Annotated in this window: 19 protein-coding genes and 2 tRNA genes; 12 read left to right on the forward strand and 9 right to left on the reverse strand. The window is 59.5% G+C overall.

The features are described 5' to 3' along the window. The first annotated feature begins 36 nt into the window (after positions 1 to 36). The 6 genes from ACI5FR_RS15235 (at position 37) to ACI5FR_RS15260 (ending at position 6,894) form a co-directional block, all read left to right on the forward strand. Complete coding sequence (locus tag ACI5FR_RS15235) at positions 37 to 906, forward strand: carbohydrate ABC transporter permease (RefSeq protein ID WP_405455636.1); 870 nt, start codon at positions 37 to 39, stop codon at positions 904 to 906. Positions 907 to 1,238: 332 nt separating this feature from the next. After that, positions 1,239 to 2,120: a carbohydrate ABC transporter permease gene (locus ACI5FR_RS15240; protein ID WP_405455638.1), complete on the forward strand. Its 882-nt coding sequence runs from the start codon at positions 1,239 to 1,241 to the stop codon at positions 2,118 to 2,120. A 27-nt stretch (positions 2,121 to 2,147) separates the two neighbouring features. Further along, on the forward strand, positions 2,148 to 3,365 hold the full coding sequence (locus tag ACI5FR_RS15245) for an efflux RND transporter periplasmic adaptor subunit (RefSeq protein ID WP_405455640.1): 1,218 nt from the start codon (positions 2,148 to 2,150) through the stop codon (positions 3,363 to 3,365). A gap of 37 nt (positions 3,366 to 3,402) precedes the next feature. Next, on the forward strand, positions 3,403 to 4,827 hold the full coding sequence (locus tag ACI5FR_RS15250; RefSeq protein WP_405455643.1) for an ABC transporter permease: 1,425 nt from the start codon (positions 3,403 to 3,405) through the stop codon (positions 4,825 to 4,827). Then, positions 4,824 to 6,212, forward strand: coding sequence for an ABC transporter substrate-binding protein (locus ACI5FR_RS15255; protein WP_405455645.1), 1,389 nt, complete (start codon positions 4,824 to 4,826; stop codon positions 6,210 to 6,212). Before ACI5FR_RS15250 ends, ACI5FR_RS15255 begins: the two co-directional genes overlap by 4 nt. A 73-nt stretch (positions 6,213 to 6,285) precedes the next feature. Next, a complete protein-coding gene (locus ACI5FR_RS15260; RefSeq protein ID WP_405455648.1) occupies positions 6,286 to 6,894 on the forward strand; it encodes a Uma2 family endonuclease in 609 nt (202 codons plus the stop codon). Positions 6,895 to 6,957: 63 nt separating this feature from the next. On the opposite strand, the gene ACI5FR_RS15265 is transcribed toward ACI5FR_RS15260, so the two are convergent. Beyond that, positions 6,958 to 8,469: a sulfatase family protein gene (locus ACI5FR_RS15265; RefSeq protein ID WP_405455650.1), complete on the reverse strand. Its 1,512-nt coding sequence runs from the start codon at positions 8,467 to 8,469 to the stop codon at positions 6,958 to 6,960. 154 nt (positions 8,470 to 8,623) lie between these two features. On the opposite strand from ACI5FR_RS15265, the gene ACI5FR_RS15270 reads away from it, so the two are divergent. Next, the gene (locus ACI5FR_RS15270) at positions 8,624 to 9,613 is read left to right on the forward strand and encodes a helix-turn-helix domain-containing protein (protein WP_405455653.1); all 990 of its coding nucleotides are present in this window, start codon (positions 8,624 to 8,626) and stop codon (positions 9,611 to 9,613) included. A gap of 63 nt (positions 9,614 to 9,676) precedes the next feature. On the opposite strand, the gene greA is transcribed toward ACI5FR_RS15270, so the two are convergent. Further along, the gene (gene greA / locus ACI5FR_RS15275) at positions 9,677 to 10,150 is read right to left on the reverse strand and encodes a transcription elongation factor GreA (protein ID WP_405455655.1); all 474 of its coding nucleotides are present in this window, start codon (positions 10,148 to 10,150) and stop codon (positions 9,677 to 9,679) included. Positions 10,151 to 10,358: 208 nt separating this feature from the next. After that, positions 10,359 to 12,209 carry an asparagine synthase (glutamine-hydrolyzing) gene (gene asnB / locus ACI5FR_RS15280; protein ID WP_405455658.1) on the reverse strand — a complete coding sequence of 617 codons (1,851 nt, stop codon included), beginning with the start codon at positions 12,207 to 12,209 and terminating at the stop codon, positions 10,359 to 10,361. Positions 12,210 to 12,477: 268 nt separating this feature from the next. On the opposite strand from asnB, the gene ACI5FR_RS15285 reads away from it, so the two are divergent. Then, positions 12,478 to 13,518 (forward strand): GNAT family N-acetyltransferase, encoded by a 1,041-nt coding sequence (locus ACI5FR_RS15285; protein WP_405455661.1) that lies wholly within the window; start codon positions 12,478 to 12,480, stop codon positions 13,516 to 13,518. A 191-nt stretch (positions 13,519 to 13,709) separates the two neighbouring features. Here ACI5FR_RS15285 and ACI5FR_RS15290 read toward each other — a convergent pair whose 3' ends face one another. Next, positions 13,710 to 14,609, reverse strand: coding sequence for a D-alanyl-D-alanine carboxypeptidase family protein (locus tag ACI5FR_RS15290; protein ID WP_405455663.1), 900 nt, complete (start codon positions 14,607 to 14,609; stop codon positions 13,710 to 13,712). 176 nt (positions 14,610 to 14,785) lie between these two features. Between ACI5FR_RS15290 and ACI5FR_RS15295 the strand changes: the two genes are divergently transcribed. After that, the gene (locus tag ACI5FR_RS15295) at positions 14,786 to 16,711 is read left to right on the forward strand and encodes a WD40 repeat domain-containing protein (RefSeq protein ID WP_405455665.1); all 1,926 of its coding nucleotides are present in this window, start codon (positions 14,786 to 14,788) and stop codon (positions 16,709 to 16,711) included. On the opposite strand, the gene ACI5FR_RS15300 is transcribed toward ACI5FR_RS15295, so the two are convergent. The 5 genes from ACI5FR_RS15300 to ACI5FR_RS15320 form a co-directional block, all read right to left on the reverse strand. Further along, on the reverse strand, positions 16,708 to 18,363 hold the full coding sequence (locus ACI5FR_RS15300) for a GDSL-type esterase/lipase family protein (RefSeq protein WP_405455667.1): 1,656 nt from the start codon (positions 18,361 to 18,363) through the stop codon (positions 16,708 to 16,710). The two genes, ACI5FR_RS15295 and ACI5FR_RS15300, sit on opposite strands and share 4 nt — an antisense overlap. Positions 18,364 to 18,463: 100 nt before the next feature. Continuing rightward, positions 18,464 to 19,588, reverse strand: coding sequence for a sensor histidine kinase (locus ACI5FR_RS15305; protein WP_405455670.1), 1,125 nt, complete (start codon positions 19,586 to 19,588; stop codon positions 18,464 to 18,466). Continuing rightward, positions 19,578 to 20,276: a response regulator transcription factor gene (locus ACI5FR_RS15310; RefSeq protein WP_405455673.1), complete on the reverse strand. Its 699-nt coding sequence runs from the start codon at positions 20,274 to 20,276 to the stop codon at positions 19,578 to 19,580. The genes ACI5FR_RS15305 and ACI5FR_RS15310 overlap by 11 nt, the downstream gene beginning before the upstream one ends. Before the next feature lie 193 nt (positions 20,277 to 20,469). Then, positions 20,470 to 20,543, reverse strand: a tRNA-Arg gene (locus tag ACI5FR_RS15315). A 16-nt stretch (positions 20,544 to 20,559) separates the two neighbouring features. After that, positions 20,560 to 20,630: transfer RNA gene (locus tag ACI5FR_RS15320), tRNA-Gly, on the reverse strand. Positions 20,631 to 20,806: 176 nt separating this feature from the next. On the opposite strand from ACI5FR_RS15320, the gene ACI5FR_RS15325 reads away from it, so the two are divergent. From ACI5FR_RS15325 to clpP, 3 genes are all read left to right on the forward strand, one after another. Then, complete coding sequence (locus ACI5FR_RS15325; RefSeq protein ID WP_405455676.1) at positions 20,807 to 21,760, forward strand: hypothetical protein; 954 nt, start codon at positions 20,807 to 20,809, stop codon at positions 21,758 to 21,760. Between the two features lie 140 nt (positions 21,761 to 21,900). Then, entirely contained in the window at positions 21,901 to 23,202 is a 1,302-nt protein-coding gene (tig, locus tag ACI5FR_RS15330; protein ID WP_405455678.1) for a trigger factor, read from the forward strand. Between the two features lie 219 nt (positions 23,203 to 23,421). Next, the gene (gene clpP / locus ACI5FR_RS15335) at positions 23,422 to 24,003 is read left to right on the forward strand and encodes an ATP-dependent Clp endopeptidase proteolytic subunit ClpP (RefSeq protein ID WP_405455680.1); all 582 of its coding nucleotides are present in this window, start codon (positions 23,422 to 23,424) and stop codon (positions 24,001 to 24,003) included. Positions 24,004 to 24,019: the final 16 nt, after the last annotated feature.

The following is a 24,019-nucleotide window of genomic DNA, read 5'->3' on the forward strand; positions in this document are numbered from 1 at the left end:
GACCGCAAAATTTGGAGGGCAGGGAGGGTGAGGAGGATGCCTGGAATTCGAGTGCGCGAATGGTGGTTGGCCGTCTTGTTCTTGGCGCCGAGCTTGGGCGGGTTTCTGCTGTTTTTCGTCGTTCCGTTCCTCATCGGCCTCCGGTATTCGCTCTACGATACGCCGATTGACGGCACCTTCGTGGGGCTGGCGAATTATGCCGACCTGCTGCACAACGAAGTGTTCCGGCGGGCTGCGTTCAACACGTTCCGGTTCACGGCAATCAGCGTTCCGCTCAATATGGCTTTGTCGCTGGGGCTAGCCATGCTGCTGAACCGGAGCTTGTACTTCCGGCGTTGGTTCCGCGTCGCGTTCATCGCTCCGCTCGTGATTCCGGTCGCGTCGATCGTGCTCGTCTGGCAGGTGCTGTTCGATCTGAACGGCACGCTGAACGGCTGGCTTCATGCCTGGGGTGTAGCGCCTTTGGACTGGATGGAGAGCGGGGCGTCGCTCTGGGTGGTCATCATCGTGTACTTGTGGAAAAACGTCGGCTACAACATGGTGCTCTTCCTGGCCGGCCTGCAGCACATTCCCGCCGAGTACTACGAAGCCGCCTCGATCGACGGCGCGGGGCCTTTTCGCCGGTGGAGGACGATCACCCTCGTCTACATAACGCCGACGTCGTTCTTCGTCTTCATCATGTCGATCATCAATTCGTTCAAGGTGTTCCGCGAGACGTATACGATCGCCGGGGAGTATCCGCACGACAGCATCTACATGCTGCAGCACTACATGAACAACATGTTCCAGGCGCTTGATTATCAGAAGCTGACGAGTGCGGCGTTTTTGATGGCACTTGTGGTGGTGGGGCTGGTGCTCGTGCTGTTCGTGGCCGAGAGGCGAATTAGTAAGTCGATTGGCGGGTGACAGTTGGTGGGAGCGCGGGTGAGGCTCCGAAGAGGCTCCGGAGAGGCTCCGAACAGAAAAAGGGCTCCGACCGCTGTTGAAATCTCGTCCCTTGGATGGAACTTGTTACGGTTGGGACGAGATTTCAAAGGCGGACGCTCCGCTTCTCCGCTCCTTCTTCTGTTCTCCGCTGCGCAGAAGTCCGCCTCCCACCAGCTGGGGAGTAGAAGGGCGGAATGTTGCAGGGGCAACATTCGCAGTTCGCCACAATTGCACCATAGCGAGTGGCAGGGTTGTCCGGAGGGCCGTCCAACTTTGCCAGCTCCAGAAGAAATACGAGGGGGGGCGAGGCCATGCAAGTGTTCAAAAAAACGATGCTGACCGCGGTCATGGCCGCGCTGGCGTTGCTGTTCCTGTTCCCGGTGGCCCTGACGTTCACGAATTCGCTCATGAGCGAGAGCGAGATCACAGCGAGCTTTTACCCGATCTCGGAGAACCGGACCGCGCAGAACGCCGACGATCCCCGGCTGCAAGGCGCGTACGTCAGCCTGAAATGGATCCCGGACCGGGTTACGCTGTCGCCCTATTACAACGTGCTCGTCAAGAAGCCGCAGTTTCTGCTTCTGTTCTGGAACTCGGTACGGCTCACCGTGCCGATCATTCTGGGACAGCTAGCCGTCGCTTCACTCGCGGCTTACGCGTTCGCGCAGCTGCGATTCCGGTTCCGGGAGCCGCTGTTCTTCATGTACATCGTAACGATGCTCATGCCGTTCCAGGTGACGCTCGTCCCGAACTTCATCATGGCCGACAAGCTCGGCTTGCTGAACACGTACGGCTCCATCATCTATCCGGGCATCTTCAGCGCGTTCGGGGTGTTTTTGCTAAGGCAGTACATGATGTACATTCCGTATGCGTATCTCGAGGCCGCGCGGGTGGACGGGGCGGGCACGCTGCGCATCTTTTGGCAGATCATCGTCCCGATGAGCCGCACCGGGATGGCGGCGCTCGCCATTCTGGTGTTCATCGACAACTGGAACATGGTGGAGCAGCCGCTCATCTTCCTGCAGGACGCGATGAAGCAGCCGTTGTCGGTCTATCTGGCCGTCATTAGCGTTGGGGAGCGGGGTATCGCCTTCGCGGCGTGCGCCCTGTACATGCTGCCGACGCTGTTCGTCATGCTGTATGCAGAACAAGATCTGATCGAGGGCATTCAGCTGTCCGGGATCAAAGGCTAACAATGGAGAGCGAGAGGAGGAAAGCCGATGGAATCGACACAACCTGCCGTCATCGAGGGAGAGCTCCAGAGTCGGGCGGGCGAACAGGCGTCCGGCCGGCCCGGGAGCAAGCGCGCCATTCGCCGGGCCATGCTCGTTTTCGCGCTCATGCTGATCGCGCTGACCCTGCTGTCCAGCACGCTGCTCACGTACTCCCTCCCGCAGGTGACGGTGCAGAAGGCGGCGCCCGGCTCCTTGTCCCATGACGTGAGCGGGAGCGGGATCATCACGCCGGCCGAGATCGTCGATTATGTCGCCGATTCGCGCTGGGCGGTGGACCAGGTGCTCGTGGAAGTGGGCGATACGGTTTCGGCGGGACAGCCGCTCCTGACGTTCCGGACGGCGGACGCCCAAGTGACGCTGCTCGACGAGCAGGCCCGCTATGAGCAGAAGAAGCTGTCGCTTGAGAAAATGAAAGACAATTACATCGAAGCGCAGAAGACCGGCGCCGAGAAACAAGCCCGCGACCTGACCCGGGATATGGAGAGCGCGAAGCTCGACATGCAAATCCAAGAGCGCAAAATCGCCCAGCTGCAGGAGCAATTGAGAACCGGCTCCACCCTGGTCTCGACGGTATCCGGTATCGTCACCGAGGTGAACGCCACTGCGGGACTAGCGGTGAACGCGAGCCGTTCGGCGGTCCGGGTTACGAATCAGAGCAAAGGCTACCAGTTCAAAATGAGCGTCGTCGCCGAAAAAGCGGCCTACCTGACAGTAGGGGACACCGTGGAGGTCATGATGCCCTCGCTGAATAATGTGCGGATCAAAGGCAAGCTGAGCGCCCTAGACGACGTAACAACCTCAGGCAGCGGTACGAGCGGTTCCGGCAGCTCCAGTTCCTCGAGCAGCAGCTCGAGCAGCTCCGCCTCGGCGGGACGCAAGGAAATGGTCGTCGATCTCGCCGACAGCCGGTTGAAAGGCGGGGAAGCCGGAGAGGTGCTATTCTCGAAGCGGATGCCGGCGTCCCGGATGCTGCTCCCGAACTCGGTCATTCGCGAAGACGACCAAGGGCAATACGTGTATGTGATGAAGGAGCGCAAAGGCCCGCTCGGCACCGAATATTACGCGCTGCGGGCGAACGTCGCCGTCAGCGACGCGGACGACAGCATGTCCGCCGTCGAGACGGGCATTACGCCGCTCGATCAAGTCATCGCCTCGACAAGCAAGCCGATCAGCGACGGCGACCGGGTCATGCTGGCACCATGAGGCCGCTCAATTCACGGACAGGGAGGAGGGAAAGCCCATGAGGATCCCCGCACGGCTGTCCACATGGATGGTGTTCGTCGGCCTGGCGCTGCTCCTGGCCGGGAGCGGCCTATCGGCGGCGTTCGCGGACCAGTGGGAGCTCGCGAACGGCGCCGTGGGGCTGCGCAAGGTGGCCGCCACGGTCGATCTGGCGGCCGACCCAAGCGCCTCGGCCGGACTCACGGCCGAGGACATGGAGGAGCTCGACCGCCGGTGGAGCGCCGGCCGCACGTCCTACATGGCGCGCACGCCCGCCATGGTCACAACTGCCGGCGGCCGCACCGCGAACGCCGATCTGCTCGGCGTGAGCGCCGGCTATGCGGCGTTCCACCGCCTGCAGGCGCAGCCGGGCAGCTGGATCGGCGCGACGCCGGTGAAGGAGGCGAGCCGCGTCGCCGTCGTGAGCGGGGCGCTCGCGGACGCATTGTTCGGCTCGCGCGAAGTCGTCGGCTTGACGGTCAGCCTGCTCGGCGAGCCGTTCCGCATCATCGGCGTAGCCGTCTCGCCGGATGACGGGTCGCTCCTCGCCAGCATGACCGACAACGGTACGCCGGACATGTACATCCCGGTCACGACGCTGCTGGAGCTCGCCCCTCGAGTCAAGGTCGGCGCGATCGAGCTCGAGATGGGCGACGGCGCGATCGTGAACGGCGTTGCCGAAGCGCGTACCGCGCTCGCCGCGATCGGCCAGCCTTCGAGCCGCTACGCGTTCGTGAACTACGCACGCGAGCAGCGCTGGACGGCACAGAAGCCGGCGCTCGTGCGGCTCGTGCTCGGCGCCGCGGCGGCGCTCCTCGCCGCCAGGCTCGCCGTCCGGGCCGCGAGACGCCTCGCCGCGCGGACCGCCGCCGGCTTGCGCCGCCTCGATGCGGCGGACCTGCTCCGCGCGGACGGCGCCGCGTTGGCCCGCCTCGCGCTGGCCGCAGCCGCCTGCGCCGCCGTCGCGAGCTTCGCGGTTGTCTGCGCGCGCTACGGCTTCTACATCCCGCCGGAATCGTTGCCCGACGAGCTGATCGACGTCTCGTTCTACGTCGATCGGCTGCGTGAGGCGTGGCAGGCGCAGGCGGCCGGGATGGGCTACGTCCCGTCGCCGCCCGAGTGGCTGTGGCAGCGGACCGACAGCCTCGTGACGGGCCTGAGCACCGCAGGCCTGCTGCTAGGCCTCCCGCTGGCCGGGCTCGGCCTGCGCGAGTGGGCGCTGCTTCGCATGCCGGCGAGCGCCCAGGCGACGCGGCTCTGCCTCGCGCTGACGGCCGGCGTCGGGCTGAACGCAGCGGCAGCCTGGGCTGCAGGCGCCGGCGCCGTGTATGCGGTCCGCCCCGGCGAGCTGTTTCTGCTCGCGGCGGCGAGCGTCATGTGGAGCATCAGCCGCCATGCGCGGCAATTCCAATCATTCTATGAACAAGGAGTGGAGTATCGATGAACAAACGCTGGTACACAACCGCCTGGACGACCGGGACCCTTACGGCCCTGCTGACGCTCTCGGCTTGCGGCAGCACCCCGCCCGCCACCCAATCGAAGGAGACGCCGGGGGCATCCGGCACACCGGGCACGAAGACGATTTCGCTTTCCGTCATTACATCCAACCGATATTTGGAGACCGCGAAGGCCAACTTCGAAGCGAAGCACCCGGACATCAAAATCGACATCAAGGAGACGATCGCCGCGCCCAAGACGGACGGCAAGCAGATGGTCAACATCGGCGGCCCTAAGGATACGCAGAGCCAGGAGAAATATTTGTCCACCGTCAGCACGGAGCTGATGAGCGGCAAGGCGTCCGATTTGATTTTGGTCGATCAGCTGCCTTACAAGAAATACGTGGACAAGAAGCTGCTGGACAACTGGAACGATTGGATCAAAAAAGATACCTCATTCGATCGAAGCCAGTACTTCACGAATGTGTTCGATGCCTTGATCTATAAGGATGGCTTGTACACCTTGCCGATCAAAGCTTCGTTGAACATGCTCTTGGGCAACCAGGAGCTGCTGGCCGGCGCTGCCATCGACGATACCAAATGGACGTGGAAAGATTTCAAGGCGATCGCGGACACCAAAATCCAGGACGTGAATAAAGATGGAGTGCCGGACGGCCCGGCGATCGGCAACTTGACGGACTCCGACTTGCTAGGCCTGCTTTTAGACAGCAGCTATACGCAATTCGTCGACGCGGGGGCGAAAAAAGCGAGCTTCACGGGCAAACCGTTCCTCGACATGCTGGAGCTGGCCAAGTCGATGCCGAAGGGCCCGAGCGGGGCGAGCCGGGATGCGGCTCTGTTCCAATCGATCAGCCCGCGCCAATACGAAGATATGTACTTCCTGACGCAGACATCGTTTAACGGCAATGGGGTGTATTACAACTTGCCGACCGAGAAGGAGAAGAAGGGACTCAGCTTCACGTCCGATCTGATGCTCGCGATGAACAGCAAGTCGAAATACAAGGCGGAAGCCTGGGAGTTCGTCAAATATTTGCTGTCGGAGGAGATGCAAGTGTCCCGCGATCTCGCCGGCTTCGCCGTCCACAAAAATGCGAACAAGAAGCGGTCGGAGGAGCTCGGGGTGTCCAAACCCGGCCAGCAGATTAAGCTGATGGGCAAGGACGGCAAGGAAATCGTGCCGAAGCCGCCGGAGCCGAAGGATCTCGCGCGGATCGAAGCTTACATGTCGAGCGTGCAGACGTTTGCCGAGACGGACCCGAAGGTGCGCAAAATCGTATTGGAGGAATCCGCCCCTTTCTTCAGCGGACAGAAGACGGCCGAGGAGACGGCCAAAGTGATTCAGAACAAGGTGAGCACGTATTTGCAGGAATAGGCGCCGATCAGGCAGTATGCTATATTAAAAAATAGGAGACGGACACGTCACGTTCAGTAAGGGGGAGGAAGGAATGACCCAGGAGGATAAGAAGCCGAAACAAGAGCCCATTCGCAAGCCGGACGAGATCAAGGAACAACCGGTCACCTACGAGATATATGCCGCAATGCCTGACGACGGCAATCGCTACGAGGTGGTGGACGGGAAGCTGGAGCTGATGTCGCCGGGGCCTTCATTCCCGCACCAATCGATCAGCGGAGAGCTTGAATATATTCTGAAGAACAGCTGCCGTTCCGAATATATGATCTGTGATGCCCCTCTGGACCTTATATTGAGTGAGCATGATGTACGGCAACCGGATATCATGATGATCCATCGAAGCCGATTATCCATCATAACGAAACGAGGCGTTGAAGGAGCTCCGGATTTGGCGGTCGAAATCTTGTCGCCAGGCTCGCGCAAGCGGGACAAAGTAGGTAAAGCCGCTACCTATGCTCGGTACGGCGTTCCCGAATATTGGATTGTCGATCCGGAAGCGATCACGCTAGAGCGCTTCGTATTGCTCGACGATCGTTATGAACTTCAGGATTTGTTCGAAGAAAACGACCGCGTGCATTCCGAGAAGCTTCCTTGCGTCTCATTCATAGTCAAAGACCTGTTCGCCGATATCCCGCCTTTATAGACTTGTACCGAACAAGACCCCGCCATTGTTTCCGTTCCGTCGGAACATGGCGGGGTCTAGTTATTAAGCATGCCAGATGCGCGGCATCGGCATCGATTCTTTGCCCAGCTCGGCCCAGATATACTTGAGCAGCAGCTCGGACTTCAGCGCAGCCGAGTCCGGATCGTCCCATAGGTTCCGAATCTCGCCGGGGTCGCGCTCCAGGTCGAACAGCTCGCCGTACGTTTGATTATAGTACACGGTCAGCTTGTAGCGGCGATCGACGTATGTCTTCTGGTGGATCGTCGTCGGCTCGTGACGGAACTCGCAGATCGCGTGGTCCCGGGCGGCGCTCTTCGTGCCCGCCCACACCCCGCTCTGATCGACCCCGGTCATCGCATGCGGAATCGGCAGGCCGGCGAAGCTCAGGAATGTCGGGGCCAAGTCGACGAGCGACTGAATCGCATCTGAACGATGTCCGGCCGGGATACGTCCGGGATAACGGGCGATGAACGGCAGCTTGATCAGATCCTCGTACATGAAGCCGCCCTTCGCCTGCAGGCCGTGCTGGCCGAAGAAATGCCCGTGATCGGTCGTGAACACGACCAGGGTATCGTCCGCGAGTCCCAGCTCGTCGAGCTTGTCCAGAATATGGCCGATATACTTATCCATCAGACTCGTCATCGCGTAGTAGGTGGCGACCAGCTGCTTGCGCTCCTGGTCCGACAGGCGGACATGCGAGTGGTAGCCGTGAATGCCGTATCCGGTTTCCTTCAGCGCGGAGAAATCGGGATTCGCCTCCTGCGTCATCCGAAAATGCGGCGGGTTGCCGTCATGCTCGCCCGGCGTCGCCTCCGGGATCGTCAGCCGATCGGGATCGTACATCGTGTCCCAAGGCTCGGGAACCAAGTAAGGCGGGTGCGGGTCGAAGAAGCTCGACCAAAGGAAGAACGGCTCGTCGGCCTCTCGGTATTGCTCCAGCAGGGCGTTCGTGCGCTCCGCGATCCACGCATCGTAATGAAGCTCCTCCGGAATCGGCCACTTGTGCCGCTGCTGCGGATCCATCGTCCCAGTAGGCGCGACGAAATAGTCTCTCCAGTTCAAGCATCCCTTCTCTTCCATCCAGATCGCGTAGTGCTGGCCGGCGTGAGCTTCATTCGCATGGTTGCGCGCCAATTCCACATGATCGAACCCATAGAACGAATCCTGGAACGTTCTCCAGAAATCCAAGTCCTGCATGATCGGGTACGATTCCAGCGAAGGATAAGTATCCGTCGACTTCAGCGGTTGAAAATGCGCCTTGCCCACGAGGGCGGTGCGATAGCCGGCATCGGAGAACAACGCCCCCACCGTCTGCCGGTCCTCGAGCAGCTTCGTGCCGAGTGTCCAGGCGCCATGCTGGCTCGGGTACATCCCGGTGATGATGGAGGCGCGCGTCGGCGTACACGTCGGGTTCGGGCAATAGGCGCGCGAGAACGCGGTGCCCTCCCGGACGAGCCGGTCCAAGTTCGGGGTCGAGATTTCCGGGTTGAACGCTCCGATCGTATTCCAATGCTGTTGATCGCTTGTGATTAGCAATATGTTTGGTTTTCGCAAAGCCCCAAGCCCCTCTCTTCTGCTATACTAGTGCTAATTAGCCTAGGATAATCATAGCGAATCGGGATCGCTGCTGAGAACGACATTTTGTTGGGAGCGTTTATCATTTTGTTGCTTTTCGTAGTTTTATAATTTGATGACGGAGGAGTACCGCTTGAAGGAGTATGCACACGAGTACGCGGAGTTCAAATATAGAATGCCTGGCGACCTGGAGCGGGCCGGAGGCCTATGGCCTCTAAGAATCGGCTGCAACATCGCAAAGCCGAGCTATTGGGTAGGGCCGAGGGCGATCGAATGCTACAGCATCCATTGGGTTCGGAGCGGAAGCCTATTGTTGGACTCTCCGGAAGGACGTTACCGGCTGGAGGCTGGGGATTGGTTTTGCAAATTCCCGCAGGTCGTCTACCAGTACGGGATCGCTGGGACAGAGGAAGAGCTTGCAGGAAGGAGCGCTGGTCCTTTGAAGCTGGGCTGGTTGGCGTTCGACGGACCGCAAGCGGCGGCGATGCTTCAGGGAGCCGGCGTCACTCCCGAACAGCCGGTTAAGCGTGCGTATCGAGCCTTAGGATGCGGGCATGCAGAAGAAGACCCTCCGGAGTGGAAAGCTTTGTACACCGCATTCGACGAAGAAGACCGAGGACTCCCATCGGCCCTCCGGCTTCAGAGCTCGCTCTATGCTTGGTTCAGCCGCTTGACGGCGGTCTCGACCCCCAGCTCGCTTGGCTCTACAACAGCAACATCACCCGGCCCAATGTATGCCATGTCCGAGCCTTCACCCGCATCCGACGGGGCCGCTTCTCCCATCGAGCGAAAGCTGCTCGATGCCGAAGCTTATATGAAGCTGCATTACCGGGAGGGCATCACGGTCCAAGAGGCTGCTTTGCACGTCAAGCTGAATCGATCGTATTTCACCCAGCGGTTCGCCGAACGGTTCGGCCTTCCGCCCCGCGAATACTTGCAGCGGCTGCGCATGGAGGAGGCGCGTGCCTTGCTGGGCACCTCCGACCGCTCCATTACCGAGATCGCGCTCACGGTGGGATATCCGGACTTGTACGGGTTCACAAGAGCGTTCGTCCGGGAGCACGCGATGTCCCCGACCGCCTACCGACGCATGCACCGAGGGGTTGCGAGCGATCGCGGGTGATGAACGCGGGCACGCCGCCGAACCCCCATTGTGGGTTGCCCGTCATGTATCCTGGTGCTTGTCTTAGCCGATCTTGATCTCGAGCAGCTCGTACTCGATCGTACCGGCCGGAGCGGCGACCTCGATCCGGGCGCCTACGGATTGGCCCATCAGCGCTTTGCCGAGCGGGCTCTCGTACGAGATTTTGTTTTGCGACACATCGGCCTCGGCGGCTCCCACAATGCGGTATTCGACCCGCTCCGCGAATTCGATATCGTTCAGGATCACGGTCGACCCCAGCTGAACGGTGGACGCATCCTGACTCTCTTGAATGCGGGCGTTTTTCAGGATATGCTCGATCTGCTTGATCCGGCTTTCCATGAACGCCTGATCGTTTTTGGCCGAATGGTATTCGCTGTTCTCTTTCAGATCGCCGTAGCTGATCGCCACCTTGATCCGCTCAGCCAATTCCTTGCGCTTCACGACCTTCAGGTCCTCCAATTCCGCTTCCAATTCCGCATATCCTTGCGGGGTTAACAACATTAGTTCCTGAGCCATCTATTACAGCACTCCTACTCATTCGGATATTGGTTTCAAAGTTCTCATTGCTTCATTCTACACTTGTTTGGGGAATTGTATAGCCTTCCATGGAGAAAAATTTCGATCGCAGCGATGCCGGATCCAAAACAGAAGCCTGCAGCCCCCTAACGGAGGCAAGCAGGCTGGTTTTTGGCGGTAAACGCAGGGAGAGCATGCTCCAGTTCGATTATTGCCGGACCACGCTCACATTGTACTCCTTCAGCCACATGTTCATCATCCACAAGTACGCGAGCAGCTGCGGCCCCGACATGAGCTGCCCGAACCAGGGCAGATTCATCTGCGACGCGTCGGACTCCGCCAGCCTGCGCACCCGCGCGACATCGATGAACTCGAGGATCGGGGAGGAAGGCTCGTTCAGGACGTCCAGCAGCTGCCCTTGCAGCGCTTGCAAGTAGTTCGGATTATGCGTCTTCGGATACGGGCTTTTCTTGCGGAACAGGACATCGTCCGGCAAGATGCCCTTCAGCGCCCGGCGGAGGATGCCCTTCTCCCGGTCGCCGGCCGTCTTGATCTCCCAAGGGATGTTGAACACGTAGTCGATCAGCCGATGGTCGCAGAACGGCACGCGCACCTCGAGCCCGACGGCCATGCTCATCCGGTCCTTCCGGTCGAGCAGCGTCGGCATGAAGCGCGTGATGTTCAGGTAGGACATCTCGCGCATGCGTCGCGCCACACCGGTCTCGCCGGCGAGCCGCGGCACTTCCGAGATCGCCTCCTCATAGCGGGCGGCGAGCACCGCCTGCGGCTGGAGCCAGTCGAGCAGCTCCGGCGACAGCATGCTGAGCCGCGTCTCGGCGGAGAGTGACCAAGGGAACGTGTTCGCGTTCAGCGACTCTTCGCGGTGGAACCACGGGTAGCCGCCGAAGATTTCGTCGGCCGCCTCGCCCGAGATCGCGACGGTGACGTCCTTCTTGATCTCGCGGCAGAACAGGAGCAGGGAGCCGTCGATGTCGGCCATGCCCGGCGTATCGCGGGCGAGGACGGTGCCGCGCAGCGCCTCCACGAGCTCGGGCGTGTCGAAGCGAATATCGTGATGAATGGTGCCCAGGTGCTCCACCATGCGCTGGATCCAGGGGGCGTCCACGTTCGGCGTGAACACGCTGGATTGGAAATGCTTGTCGTTGTCGACATAATCGACCGAGAACGTCTGCAGCGCGCCCAGGCCGCTGCGGTTGTACGCCGCGACCGCGATGGCGGTCAGTGCACTCGAGTCGAGCCCGCCGGACAGCAGCGTGCCGACAGGCACGTCGGACGCGAGCTGCCGCTCGACCGTGTCGACGAGCAGCTCGCGCACCTTGGCCGCCGTGGCGTCTACGTCGTCTTCGTGCGGCCGGCTCTCGAGCTGCCAATACGTCTTCACGCTCAATCCGTTCGCGTCCACAACCATGCAGTGGCCGGGCTTCAGCTCGGCCATGCCGCGGTAGATGCCCTTGCCCGGCGTCCGGGCCGGACCGATCAGGAACAGCTCCGCGAGCCCTTCGCGGTCGACCTCGGGCTGGAAGCTCGGGTGGGCGAGAATCGCCTTCGGCTCCGAGCCGAACAGGAACGTGCCGTGCTGGTAAGAATAAAAAAGCGGCTTCACGCCGACACGATCCCGCACCAGAAACAAGTTCCGCTCTTCCTCGCTCCAGACCGCGAAGGCGAATATGCCGTTCAGCCGGTCAACGCATGCGCGCCCCCACTCTATATAGGAGACGAGCAGCACCTCCGTATCGCAGGTCGTGGAGAACCGGTAGCCGCGCCCTTCCAGCTCTCTTTTCAGCTCCGGCGCATTATACAACTCCCCGTTATAGACGATCGTATACGCATAATCCCCCTTACGTCGGGTCATGGGCTGGGCGCCGTTCTCCGGATCCATGACGCTGAGCCGGCGGTGCCCGAGCGCGCAATGGGGGGACAGCCAAGTACCGGAGGCGTCCGGTCCGCGCAACGCCATCGTTTCCGTCATATTCACGAGAATGGACGGATAGCTGGTCAAATCTTTCCGATAGTCAACCCATCCCGTAATTCCACACATGAGTCTTTCACCCTCTCGCCTGACAAAATCGAACTTCCATTTCCGCAACAATACTTTAGCCTATGCGCTTGGCCTGTCTGAGTTGCGTGTCCGAGCCCGGGGGGATCGGGCAGTTGCCGGATGGCGGCAGGCAAGTTTGGTTCAAATCATCCTTTCCCTATGGCACGGAGGGAGCTGGATTTTATACTTAGTTTGGGGTGCAGGATGAGGGATAGACGGAACAAACGCCCTGAACGAAGACGGATCCAATCGAAATGAGGTGTGCCAATTGATCGTACTGAGAGCTCTGCAGCTGCCCGACGATTACCCGGCGCTCGCGCGCCTATTGAACGAATATTGGTCCGAGCCGACGACGGCGGAGAAGCTGGAGGAAGAGGATGGCAAGCTGTATAAGGTAGGCAAGACCAGCTTGAACGAGGAGGGGCGCTTGATCGGCTACGACCGCGAACGGCAAGTGGCGGTGAATGAGCGGGGCGAGATCGTCGGATACGTCTGGTCCTGGAGAGCGCCGTGGACCGAGCCGGGCTATCTGAACAATACGCTGGTCGTAGCCCCGGCACATCGAGGCCAAGGGATCGGGGACCGGCTGCTTCGCCATATTGCGGATTGGGCGAGCCGTCTGCAGGCTTCCGACCTGATCACCGAAGTATGGGACGACGACCCGGCCGCGCTGCGGTTCGCCGAGCGGCGCGGCTTTGCCGTGGAGCGCCACTCGTTCCAGTCCGTGCTATCGCTCGAGGATGAGAGCGTCGCCGTGCGTTTGGCTCATACGGATGTGGTCCGGGAAGTGGAAGCGTCCGGCATCCGTTTCCTGACGCTGGCCGACGAGCCGGGCGAAGCGAACGAGCGGAAGCTGTACGACATGTATGTGGCTACGCTGAGAGACATCCCCGGGTTCCTGGGCGATGTCCCGGGTTATGGCGAATGGCGCAAATGGTACTTGTATCCTGAAGGCGACAAACCCGACATGGTGCTGATCGCAGCGGAAGGCGACCGCTATGTAGGCGTTGCCAATCTGATCCAGAACAGACAGACGGGCGCCGTGTACCACGAGTACACCGCCGTCAGCGCCGCCTACCGGGGTCGGCGTATCGCAATGGCTTTGAAGCTGCTCGCCATCCAGAAGGCGATCGATTGCGGAGCGCCGTACATCCGGACGGACAACGATTCGCTGAACGCCCCCATGCTCGGCATCAACCGCAAGCTCGGCTACGAGCCGCTGCGCGGCCGGTATCGCATCGTGGCCACGCTCGTGCAAGTACAGCGGGCTTTAAGTGCTGTGACTAGTCTTCAATCCAAGGAAATGTAACTGCGTCAAACTTGATACCAACACCGAATACCGTCCGCGAACCGGACGGTGTTCGGTATTGTATAAGAAAAGCTCCTAATGGAGCCTTCTCGGAGATGTCGTCGAGTCCTTCTTTAGAGAAGCTTTTGTTGCGAGCAGAAAGTTCAATTCCGAGGCGTCAGGAAAGCTTATAGAGATGGTGTTTGAAGGGCTCACTTGACCTTCCCCACAATACGGAAGCCATAGTCGAGCAGCTTGGCCGTCTCCGTGAAACGGGCCTCCGGCGTCTCGGTCCCCATGACGACGGTAATCAAGCGCTTGCCGCCCCGCTCGGCCGTTCCGGTGAAGCAATAGCCGGCCGCGTCCGTGAATCCGGTCTTGAACCCGTCGACGCCGGGATAAGCGAACGGCTGACCGTCGAGCAGCTCGTTGGTCGTGGTGAGCTTGATCTTGGACGCGGGCAGCACCACCTCCGACTGACGGGTCACACTGAGCGCCTCCGGGTATTGCTGGATGAGCGCCCGGGCGAGGAGGGCCGTATCCCGGGACGTCAGCAGCGTCTCTTTGTGGGCGTTCTTCGGGGCATAGGAGCCTAGGTCGGCAAGCGGCAACCCCGACGCGTTGGCGAAGTAAGCGCGGCTCGACAGCCCGAGCTCCTTCACCTTGCGGTTCATCCGGTCGACGAACGCGCTCTCGCTGCCCGCCAAGTGCTCGGCGACGGCGACCGCGGCGTCATTCGCCGACTGGATCGCGATCGCTTGAAACATTTGCCGGAGCGTAAGCGTATCGCCCGACTTGAAGCCGGCTTGCGAACCGGTCACATCTGCGGCATACCGGCTAGTCTTCACAGGCTCGTCCCATTTGGCTTTCCCTTTGCGTACGTCCTCGAGGAGCAGCAGCTCCGTCATCATCTTCGACATGCTGGCGGGCGGCAGGGCCGTGTCGGCATTGAACTCGTACAGGACGCGGCCAGTGTCCGCGTCGAGCATAATCGCGGCGCGAGCCTGCAGCTGCACCGGCCGCTCGCTTGAAGCCCATCCCTCCGTCTGGGTCGATATATAGTAAGCGAATAACAGGCCGAGAGGCAGCACGATCGCGAACAGTCGTTTCATCACCAAGTTCTCCTTCTACTAAAGTTAGGATCATTATAGAAAGGAGAGTTTAAGCAAACTGTAACGAATTCATAAGCTTTCCTAAAATTTTCTTAAGGCTGCCGGAAAAATAACTTGTCTTTATCCTGTATCGGGTGTATATGTAAGGCAGGGAATCGAGTTGAGGAGAAGAGAGGGTGTTTGGTTTGGCAATCAAAGCGCTAGGCAGTCCCATCCATACCGTCAGCATCGTAGCGGCGGCCTATGATCCGAGCGAGGCAGAGCGGCCGTGCATTTATGCCGTATCCTGCGGAAAAGTCGCAACCCTGCACATCATCGACGTGTACGAGCGGCGTTCGGTGCGAAGCTTCGAGCTGGAGGGCTCCACCCACTGCTGGGGCGTGGTCCGACTGCCGGACGGGACGCTGTACATGAGCAGCGCGCAAGGGATGCTGTACCGGCTGCGAGCGGGGGCGGATGCGCTTGAGAACTTGGGCAAGCCGATCGAGAGCGAAGCGTTTCTGTGGAATCTTACATACGACGAGCAGGGCCATGTGTATGGGGGCACGTGGAACGGAGGCAAAGTATTCGGCTACGATCCGGCGAACGGAACGTTTCGCGATTACGGGACCGTCGTGGAGGGAGAGCAGTATGGCCGGTGCGTGTCGGCCGCAGGCGGCTATGTATACGCGGGGATCGGGACAGTGCGCGCTCATTTGGTGGCGATCGATACGCGTACTGGGGACAAAACGGAGATCCCGCTGCCGGAAGGCTGTGAAGCCGAGCAGACCGTCTATGATGTGACGTGTGCAGGCGGTTACTTGTTCGCGCGGCTATCTACGACGAATACGATGCTCGTATACGATCTGGCGGCTCGGGAATGGATAGACCGGGTCGGGGGCTGCATCGGCTGGAACGTATCCGACCCTCATCCGGAGTCGGGGCGCTTCTACTTCGTGAAGGACAATCGCATTCATGGGTACGATGCGGACACCCGGGAGCTGTTCCCGACTTCATGGACGTATGCGGCGCCGGCACGGAACTTCGTCTGGATCCGATGGGAGGATCAGACGCTCTACCCGGGCTGGAGTTTGCTCAGCGTTATGTCGGACGGCAACTTCTTCGTCTTCAATCCTCAGGTGGATCGGGGCGCGATCATAGAGACGAATTTGCCGGGACAGCCGAACAAAATCCAAAGCTTGGCGGTTAGTCCGGACGATCGTTTATATGCGGGCGGATTTTTCTCCGGAGGCAATGCGATGTACGATCCGGAGGCGGATGCAGTGACCGAATACGGCTCCGTGGGGCAGCCGGAAGGGATGCTCGTACACGAAGGCTCTTTGTATATGGGCATTTATTCGTACGCGATTATGTACCGATTCGACCCGAGGCAGCCGTGGAAAAAAGGGGTCAACCCGGCAAGGCTGTTCTCGCTCAAGGAACATGGACAAGACCGTCCGTTCGCGCTCGTCTCCGCAGGCCGCCGGGTGGCGATCGGCACGGTGCCGACCTATGGCCAGCTGGGAGGGGCGCTCACGCTGTACGATCCGGAATCGGGAGAGATCGACGTACATCGGCATGTCGTCGAGCATCAGAGTATCGTCTCCCTGGGGTATCGCGATGACATCGTGATCGGCGGCACGTCCGTTCACGGGGGGCTGGGTACCGTTCCCGAAGCGGCCGAAGGGAAGCTGTTCCTGTGGGACCCGAAGACCCGTTCGAAACTGTGGGAAGGCGTGCCGGTGCCTGGCGAAAAAGTCGTCTATGCGCTGGAGTTCGATTCTGAAGGCCGCCTGTGGGGGGCGACCGCCCTGCATCTGTTTCAATTCGATCTCGCCGCCCGCGAAATCACCCGAGTGATCTCCCTCGAGCCCTATATCCCGGAGGAGGCGAAGAACGGTTGGAGCGGCTGGCATGCCGGTTCCATCTGGCCTCGGCCCGACGGCTCCCTGGGTGTCCTCATGCTCGGCGTGCTGTTCCGGTTCGACCCGGGAACGGGCGAGCTGAAGGCGCTGCAGGAAGGCGTCGGGCGCGCGATCGGCGATGGAGCGGGACGCACCTATTTCACGCGGGATACGGAATTGTTCCTGATGGACGCTATGGACACAACGGACGCGAGTTAGGCGGAGAAATGCCGCTGCACGAACTCCACGATCGGCGACGGGTCCTCCAGGCTGTGCGGATGATGGCCGACTCCCGGCTTCACGATAGTAACGATTTCGCCGCCGAGCGATTCGTACGTCCGGGCGAGCCGGGCACCGTTCTCGTGGTACGGCACCGGCAGATCCTGATCGCCTGCGACCAGGATGACGGGAATACACGCAGCCGCGAGCGCGGCCGTCTTATCCAGCGGATTGCCGGTGAAGTGGTCTGCCATGTCTTCCGTCAGGCCATAGACGGCCATGCAATCCTCCCAGTTGGCGGCTGTTGAGCCCGCCCCATCGCCGCGTCCCGCCGGCCAGCTGCGGATATCCAGCACGGGCGCGTCGAGATAGAGCGACGACACATCCTCCGGATAGGCCGCGGCGTAATTAACCGCGTACAGCCCTCCGCGGCTGAATCCGAACAGCGATGCCTTGGGGGCTAAGGCGTACTTGCTCTCGAGATAAAGCTTGAATGCCCGCATCCGTTCCACGGCGAACGGACAACCGTACATGTGGCTGAGCCGGCAGTAGGCGATGTGCCAGCCTTGGCGCAGCAGCTCCAAGTCGGCTTGGTTGAAATCGTACAAAAATTCCGCGCGCCATATCCACGGATTGCCCGGGGCCGGGTGCGCCGGACGAATCAGAATGCATTCCCGGCCGTCCAGGTAGAAATCCGTGCGAGCATAGCCATTCCAGTCGTCCGTGGTCTCGAGCGTCGCCCCTTCGCCCGCATAGAGCTGGTGCAGCCGGGCATCGATCGCCTGACTGCGCTCAATGGCTTCGTCGAGCGGCAGCGCATCGGCTTTGTTCGGATTCGTATGCCCGACATGCTCCTTCCAGGCCGCGCTGAGCAGCCGGTGCCGCTGCAGGATCAGCTCGGCCGCTTCCGCGGGCGGCTCCGCAGCCACCTCGTGCGGGACGCGCTCCAGTGTGATGTTGAACAGTCGGCTGAGCAGCGTTTTAGCGATAACCCAGTGTCCGTCCGCATTCGGATGAATCCCATCCCCGGACCGGTAATCCGGCTGTGCAGCGCGGAGCCGGTTCACGGCCGCCGTCAGCGGAGAGTGAATGTCGACGGCTCCGTCCGCTTCCTCGCCCAACGCCAGGACCCATTCCGCATATCGCTTGAGTACGTCGTCGTACCCGACATACGGAGCGAAGTACGCGTACTGATCCTCCCCGTCCGGCAGCAGGTTCCCGTCGAAGGAAGCCGCATCGAATGGGGGAGGGGTCATGACGATCGCCTTCGCCCCAGCGTCGCGAACGTGTCCGATCGTCCTCCGAATGCCCGCTCGATAGGCGTCGAACCGCTCCTCGGAGAACGGGTGATAGATGCCGTCGTTCATGCCGTAACAGATTACGACCCAGTCGGGCTTCGACCGTTCGAGCGCCTGATCGAGCCGATCGTGGACGCATGGGCGGGGGAACGGATGCGCGGGCTCGCTCGTCCCGGCCGCCGTCTCGCTGCTCACGCCGAGGTTGATGAACACGGGCCGCAACGCCGGAAGATGACGCGCGAAATACGCGTCCATGTAGGCCATAAAAGCACCGTTATCGGTAACACTGTCGCCCAAAAAAACGACGCGCAGCGGCGTCGGAATGGCGCAATCTTTTTGAAATAAAGATGGCATCGATAAAACTCCCTCTTATTTTCGTATGAAGCCTGGAGCGGACTGGATATCAAATCTCTCACCTGCCATTGTATCAGAAAAGAAAGGGAGCGAGACAGCGTTATTTTGTGACGGATCTCGGTTGAAGCTCGGGAGGCCGGTTCAGCGGAAGACGCACGATGAAGGCGGTTCGGCTGGAGCCGCTTTCCGCCAGGATGGAGCCGCCGTGACGCTCTACAATGCTCTTGGAAATCGCGAGCCCCAGACCGGAGCCGCCCGTATGCTCGTTCCGCGAGCGGTCGACCCGGTAGAAGCGTTCGAATATATGCGGCAGGTCCACGGCCGGAATCGGCGGTCCGTAATTGACGACTTCGATCATCGCGTCGGTCCCCTCCCGCCTTACGTAGACGTCCAGCTTGCCGCCTTCCTGGCCGTAGACGATCCCGTTCGTGAACAAGTTGTCGAACACGCGGAACAGCTTATCCGGGTCGGCGACGAGCGGGAGCTCCGTCTCCGCCGTATGGAGATGGCCGGTCATCCCCGCCTTGCGCAGCGACAGCCGATAATGGACGAGCATCTGCGACATGATTTCGACCGCGTTAATGGGCTTCATCTGCAGCGGGATGGCATCGTGGCGCAGCCGCGTGAACTCGAACAGATCCTGGATCAGCACATGGAGCCGCTGCGCTTTCTCATACGCGATCTGCACGTACAGGCGCAGCTCCACCTCGTCGCGGTACCGGTCCTCGTCGATGAGCGACAAATAACCGAGGATGGAGGTGAGCGGCGTACGCAGGTCGTGGGACACGTTTGTGACGAGCTCGTTTTTGCTCTGCTCGGCTTGGCGTTCGTCCTCGATCGCTTGCTGCAGTTGCTCGAGCAGCCGGTTGATGGACGAAGCGAGCTCCCCCACTTCGTTCTTGGCGGCGACATTCACTTTTTGGTCCAAGTGCCCCTCGGCAATATGCCGCACGGAATTCGCCACTTTGGCGTAAGCTCGGAACCGGCTCCAGTTGAGTGCGATCATCCACAGCACGAAGTAAAAGAAATTGAGTGCTCCCAGCATAATCGTCTCGCCGAACGCGTCCCTGAAACCCCGGAGGATGCCGCCCATTATCGGAAAATCCCTCACCACCCCGATGACCACATAAGCGGTAATAAAGGCGGCCGGAACCATCAGAATGGCGCTCAGCACGATTTGACCGACTAACCGGAGTACCATCCGGCCCATACCTTTAGTTGTCAATTTTGTAGCCTACCCCCCATACGGTGGCGATCAGCTTGTCGCCCAATTCCTGCTCGAGCTTGTCCCGCAAGTTGCTGATGTGCACCATGACGGTGTTGTTGGCGTCGAAGTATTTTTCCTTCCATACTTGGCGGAAAATGTCCTCGGCGCTGAATACCCGCCCCGGCTGTCCGGCGAGCAGCAGCAGGATGCCGAACTCCTTGGACGTGAGCGCGAGCGGGCGGCCGTCGACCTCCGCCGTGTGATTGCGCTTGTTGATCGCGAGCGAGCCGATATGAATCCGCCCTTCTTCCTCTCGATCCATTTCATTCGGGCTTCGATCGGCATAAGCCCGCCGCAGCAGCGCCTTCACCCTGAGTGTGAGCTCGAGCGGATGGAACGGCTTGATCACATAATCGTCGGCACCGGTCATGAGGCCCGTAATGCGGTCGAGGTCCTGCGCTTTGGCGCTGACCATGAGAATAGGCACGCTCTTCGACTTGCGAATGTGGCGGCATACCTCGAGGCCGTCCATCTCCGGCATCATGATGTCTAGCACGACGAGGTGGAACGGCTCGGCTTCGAACAGCTCGAGCGCTTCCCGCCCGTTCGCCGCGAGCTTCGTCTTGAACCCTTCGTTTTTCAAATAAATTTCTATCAGTCCGGCGATTTCCCGGTCATCGTCAACGATTAAGATCGAGTAGTTCATGGCGGCGATACTAGCTCCTCTCCGGCTACTTGCGTACGTTTAATATAAATCAATTCGGGCCGACTGTGTGGCGTTCCGGCGCATCTTAAGCATTATTATGGGTTTCTTTAGATTTTATTAAAAAATGGGATACGTCATCCGGTCCGGAAACAACAAACAGGTCCGGACCAAATGGTCCGGACCTGCATTAAGACGACCCAGAAGAGATTCGAACTCCCGACCGACGGCTTAGAAGGCCGTTGCTCTATCCAGCTGAGCTACTGGGTCCTGTGAGTGCGGAGTAAGCGGGTGAAGGGAATCGAACCCTCGCCTCAAGCTTGGGAAGCTGGCGTTCTGCCATTGAACTACACCCGCACGCAAATTAAAGTTAGTTCGTGATGAAAATTTTGAAGCAAGAGTAATAATAGCACATGAAAATCGGAAAAGCAACAAAAGAAATCCAAATCGGATGACGTATTCTCCAAGCAAATCTGATACAATATATGGATCATAACTTACAATATTCGCTATTATTCGACGAGTTCAGGGTGGTGGCTCCCATCGCAGAAAGCAACTTGATTTTGTTTCCCAAAACGATCGACTACTATCAAATTGAATTGACCCGCATGCTGGAAACCGAACGTTACCGGGAGGCGATCGGCGCGCTGCGCTTCTTGCTGCAGTGCCGTCATGAGGACGAGAGCACCCGCAAGGAGTGGGGGTCGCTGCTCGACTGGCTGGAGACGACATTCCCCGATGCCGCGGCAGACGCAGGCACTCCCGGTTCCGGAAGTGCCGAAGGATGGGGCGAGAGCCAGGGAACGGCGGAAGAGGACGAGGTAACGGAGGAGGATTTGATCCGCCGCCGCGTCTGGCTGAAGTCGGCCGAGGATTCCCAGTACGTCCCGAAGCTGCTCGAGACGCTCGTGCAGACCGACGCTCCGGACAAGCAGCTGCTAGCCCTGGAGCAGCTGCGCCACGCGGAATTCAGCCGGACGAACCGGACGATCCGCGAGTGGCTCGAGACGAGCCGCGTGCATCCCGTCGTCCAGTTCCGCGCCCTTCAGGTGCTGCGGGGACGCGGCGAGGCCGGCAGCCTGAAGCTGCACAAGCTGGGGCAGCAGCTTACGCTCGACATCGCCGAGACGCCGATGTCGTATGACGACTTTCCTCCACAGATCGGTCAAATTCGCGAGCGGGTGAAGGAAGTGAACGAAGTCAACCATCCGACATTGGCGTACTTCGTCGAGCAGATGTGGAATGATTTCCTGGCCTTCATCTATGGGACGTCGATATACCGCGAAATGCTCGGCATGGATTCGGGAGCGCTCAACATTTGGGCAGCGGCGCTGCATCATTCCTTACAGGAGACGATGTTCGCGAGCGCAGACGAGCGGGACACCCGCGAATTGTTCGGACTGGCCGACGAGCAGATCAAAGCATGGCAGAAGGCTAGCCAGGTGATGAAATTGTTCCTGACCGTGACCGCCCCGGCCGAACCGTAGAACTTGTCGATTGTGACCTTGAAATGAGAGAATTTTGTGATATAATATAGTGGTTATAAATGCCCATCGTACAGGTGTCAGGTCCAACATACCGGACACGTCTACCATGTAACGGATAATTTCTGGAGGGGAAAGCATAAATGAAAGCTAGCTGGGAAAAAATAGAGAAGAATCGTATCAAGCTGACCGTCGAAGTGGACGCCGAACAAGTAGCCGTTGCGTTGGACAAGGCGTTCAAGAAGGTTGCCGCCAAAGTAGCCGTTCCTGGATTCCGCAAGGGCAAAGTGCCTCGCGCCATCTTCGAAGCAAAGTTCGGCGTGGAAAGCTTGTATCAGGATGCACTCGACATTATTTTGCCGGAAGCTTACGTGCAAGCTATTGAAGAAAACGACATTACGCCGGTTGACCGCCCTGAGGTGGACGTTCAACAATTCGCCAAAGGACAAGCTCTCCAGTTCACGGCTGTGGTCACTGTGAAGCCGGAAGTTCAGTTGGGCGAATACAAAGGCATTGAAGTGGAAGAAAAATCCAATGAAGTGACCGAAGAAGATATTGCGGCCGAACTGCAGCGTCTGCAACAGCGCCATGCCGAGCTGATCGTCGTTGAAGATAGCGCAGCCGAGAATGGCGACACGGTCGTCATCGACTTTGACGGTTACGTCGACGATGTAGCTTTCGAAGGCGGCAAGGCGGAGAAGTATTCGCTCGAGCTCGGATCGGGCAGCTTCATCCCGGGCTTCGAGGAGCAGCTGGTCGGCTTGAAGGCTGGCGAAGAGAAGGACGTCAACGTGACGTTCCCGGAAGACTACCACGCGGAAGAGCTGAAGGGCAAAGCAGCGGTATTCAAGGTGAAGCTGCATGACATCAAACGCAAAAACTTGCCGGAGCTGGACGACGAGTTCGCCAAGGATGTGAGCGAGTTCGACACGCTTGACGAGTTCAAGCAAGACATCGAGAAGCGCCTGAAGGACCGCAAGACGAAGGCGAACCAGTCCGAGATCGAATCCGCGGTTGTAGAGAAGGCGGCGGAAGCGGCGGAAGTCGAGATTCCGGACGCGATGGTGCTGACCGAAGTGGATCAAATGTACAACGACTTCGCGAACCGCCTGCAAATGCAAGGCATGGATCTGAAGATGTACTTCCAATTCACCGGCCAAACCGAAGAAATCGTGAAGGAACAAATGAAGACCGACGCAGCGAAGCGCGTTCGCAACAACCTGGTGCTCGAAGCGATCGGCAAAGCCGAGAACATCGAAGCTACTGAGGAAGAGCTGACCCAAGAGCTGGAGAAGATGGCTACCCAATATAGCCGTACGCTGGACGAGATCCGCACGATCTTGAGTGCGAACGGCAGCCTGGACAGCCTGAAGAGCGAATTGACGGTTAAAAAGACAGTGGACTTCCTCGTTCAACACAGCAAGCAAGGCGCTTCCGTAGCGTAACGCATACCAATTGGATGAGAAGAAGGCACGTTTAGATTCTTAAGCGTGCCTTCGTTGTATATGGGGGTCCGTACGGTCCGAAGCCGCTCCCTGCATGGAATGCGGAGCCGCTACATACAGTGGTAGTAGCTGGGAAGGAACCGGATTTTGCATTCGCCCTCAAACCGTGTTATTTTAGAATGAAGCAAGAGAGTTCCCTATAGAAATGAGGTCATGCATATGAGTCTGATCCCAATGGTCGTCGAGCAGGAAAGCCGAGGCGAACGCTCTTACGACATTTATTCCCGTCTCCTCAAGGACCGCATTATCTTCTTGGGCAGTGCGATCGACGACGATGTCGCCAATCTGGTTATCGCCCAGCTGCTGTTCTTGGCGGCGACGGACTCGGAGAAGGACATCCATTTGTATATCAACTCTCCCGGCGGATCCGTTACCGCGGGCATGGGCATATACGACACGATGCAGTTTATTAAGCCGGATGTCTCCACGATCTGTGTCGGGATGGCGGCCAGCATGGGGTCCTTGCTGCTCACAGCCGGTGCGAAGGGCAAGCGGTTCGCGCTGCCGAACAGCGAAGTGATGATTCACCAGCCATTGGGCGGGGTGCGCGGTCAAGCGACCGACATCAAGATTCATGCCGATTGGATCATCAAGACGAAGCAGAAGCTGAACAACATCTATGTGGAACGGACGGGTCAGCCTTACGAGAAGATCGAGCGCGACACCGACCGGGACAATTTCATGTCGGCCGAAGACGCCGTGGCGTACGGGCTGATCGATAAAGTCATTACCACTCTATAATCAGTAGGAGGTGATC

It is taken from the genome of Paenibacillus sp. HJGM_3 (assembly GCF_045062745.1).
In the GTDB taxonomy this organism is placed as follows: Bacteria; Bacillota; Bacilli; order Paenibacillales; family NBRC-103111; genus Paenibacillus_AA.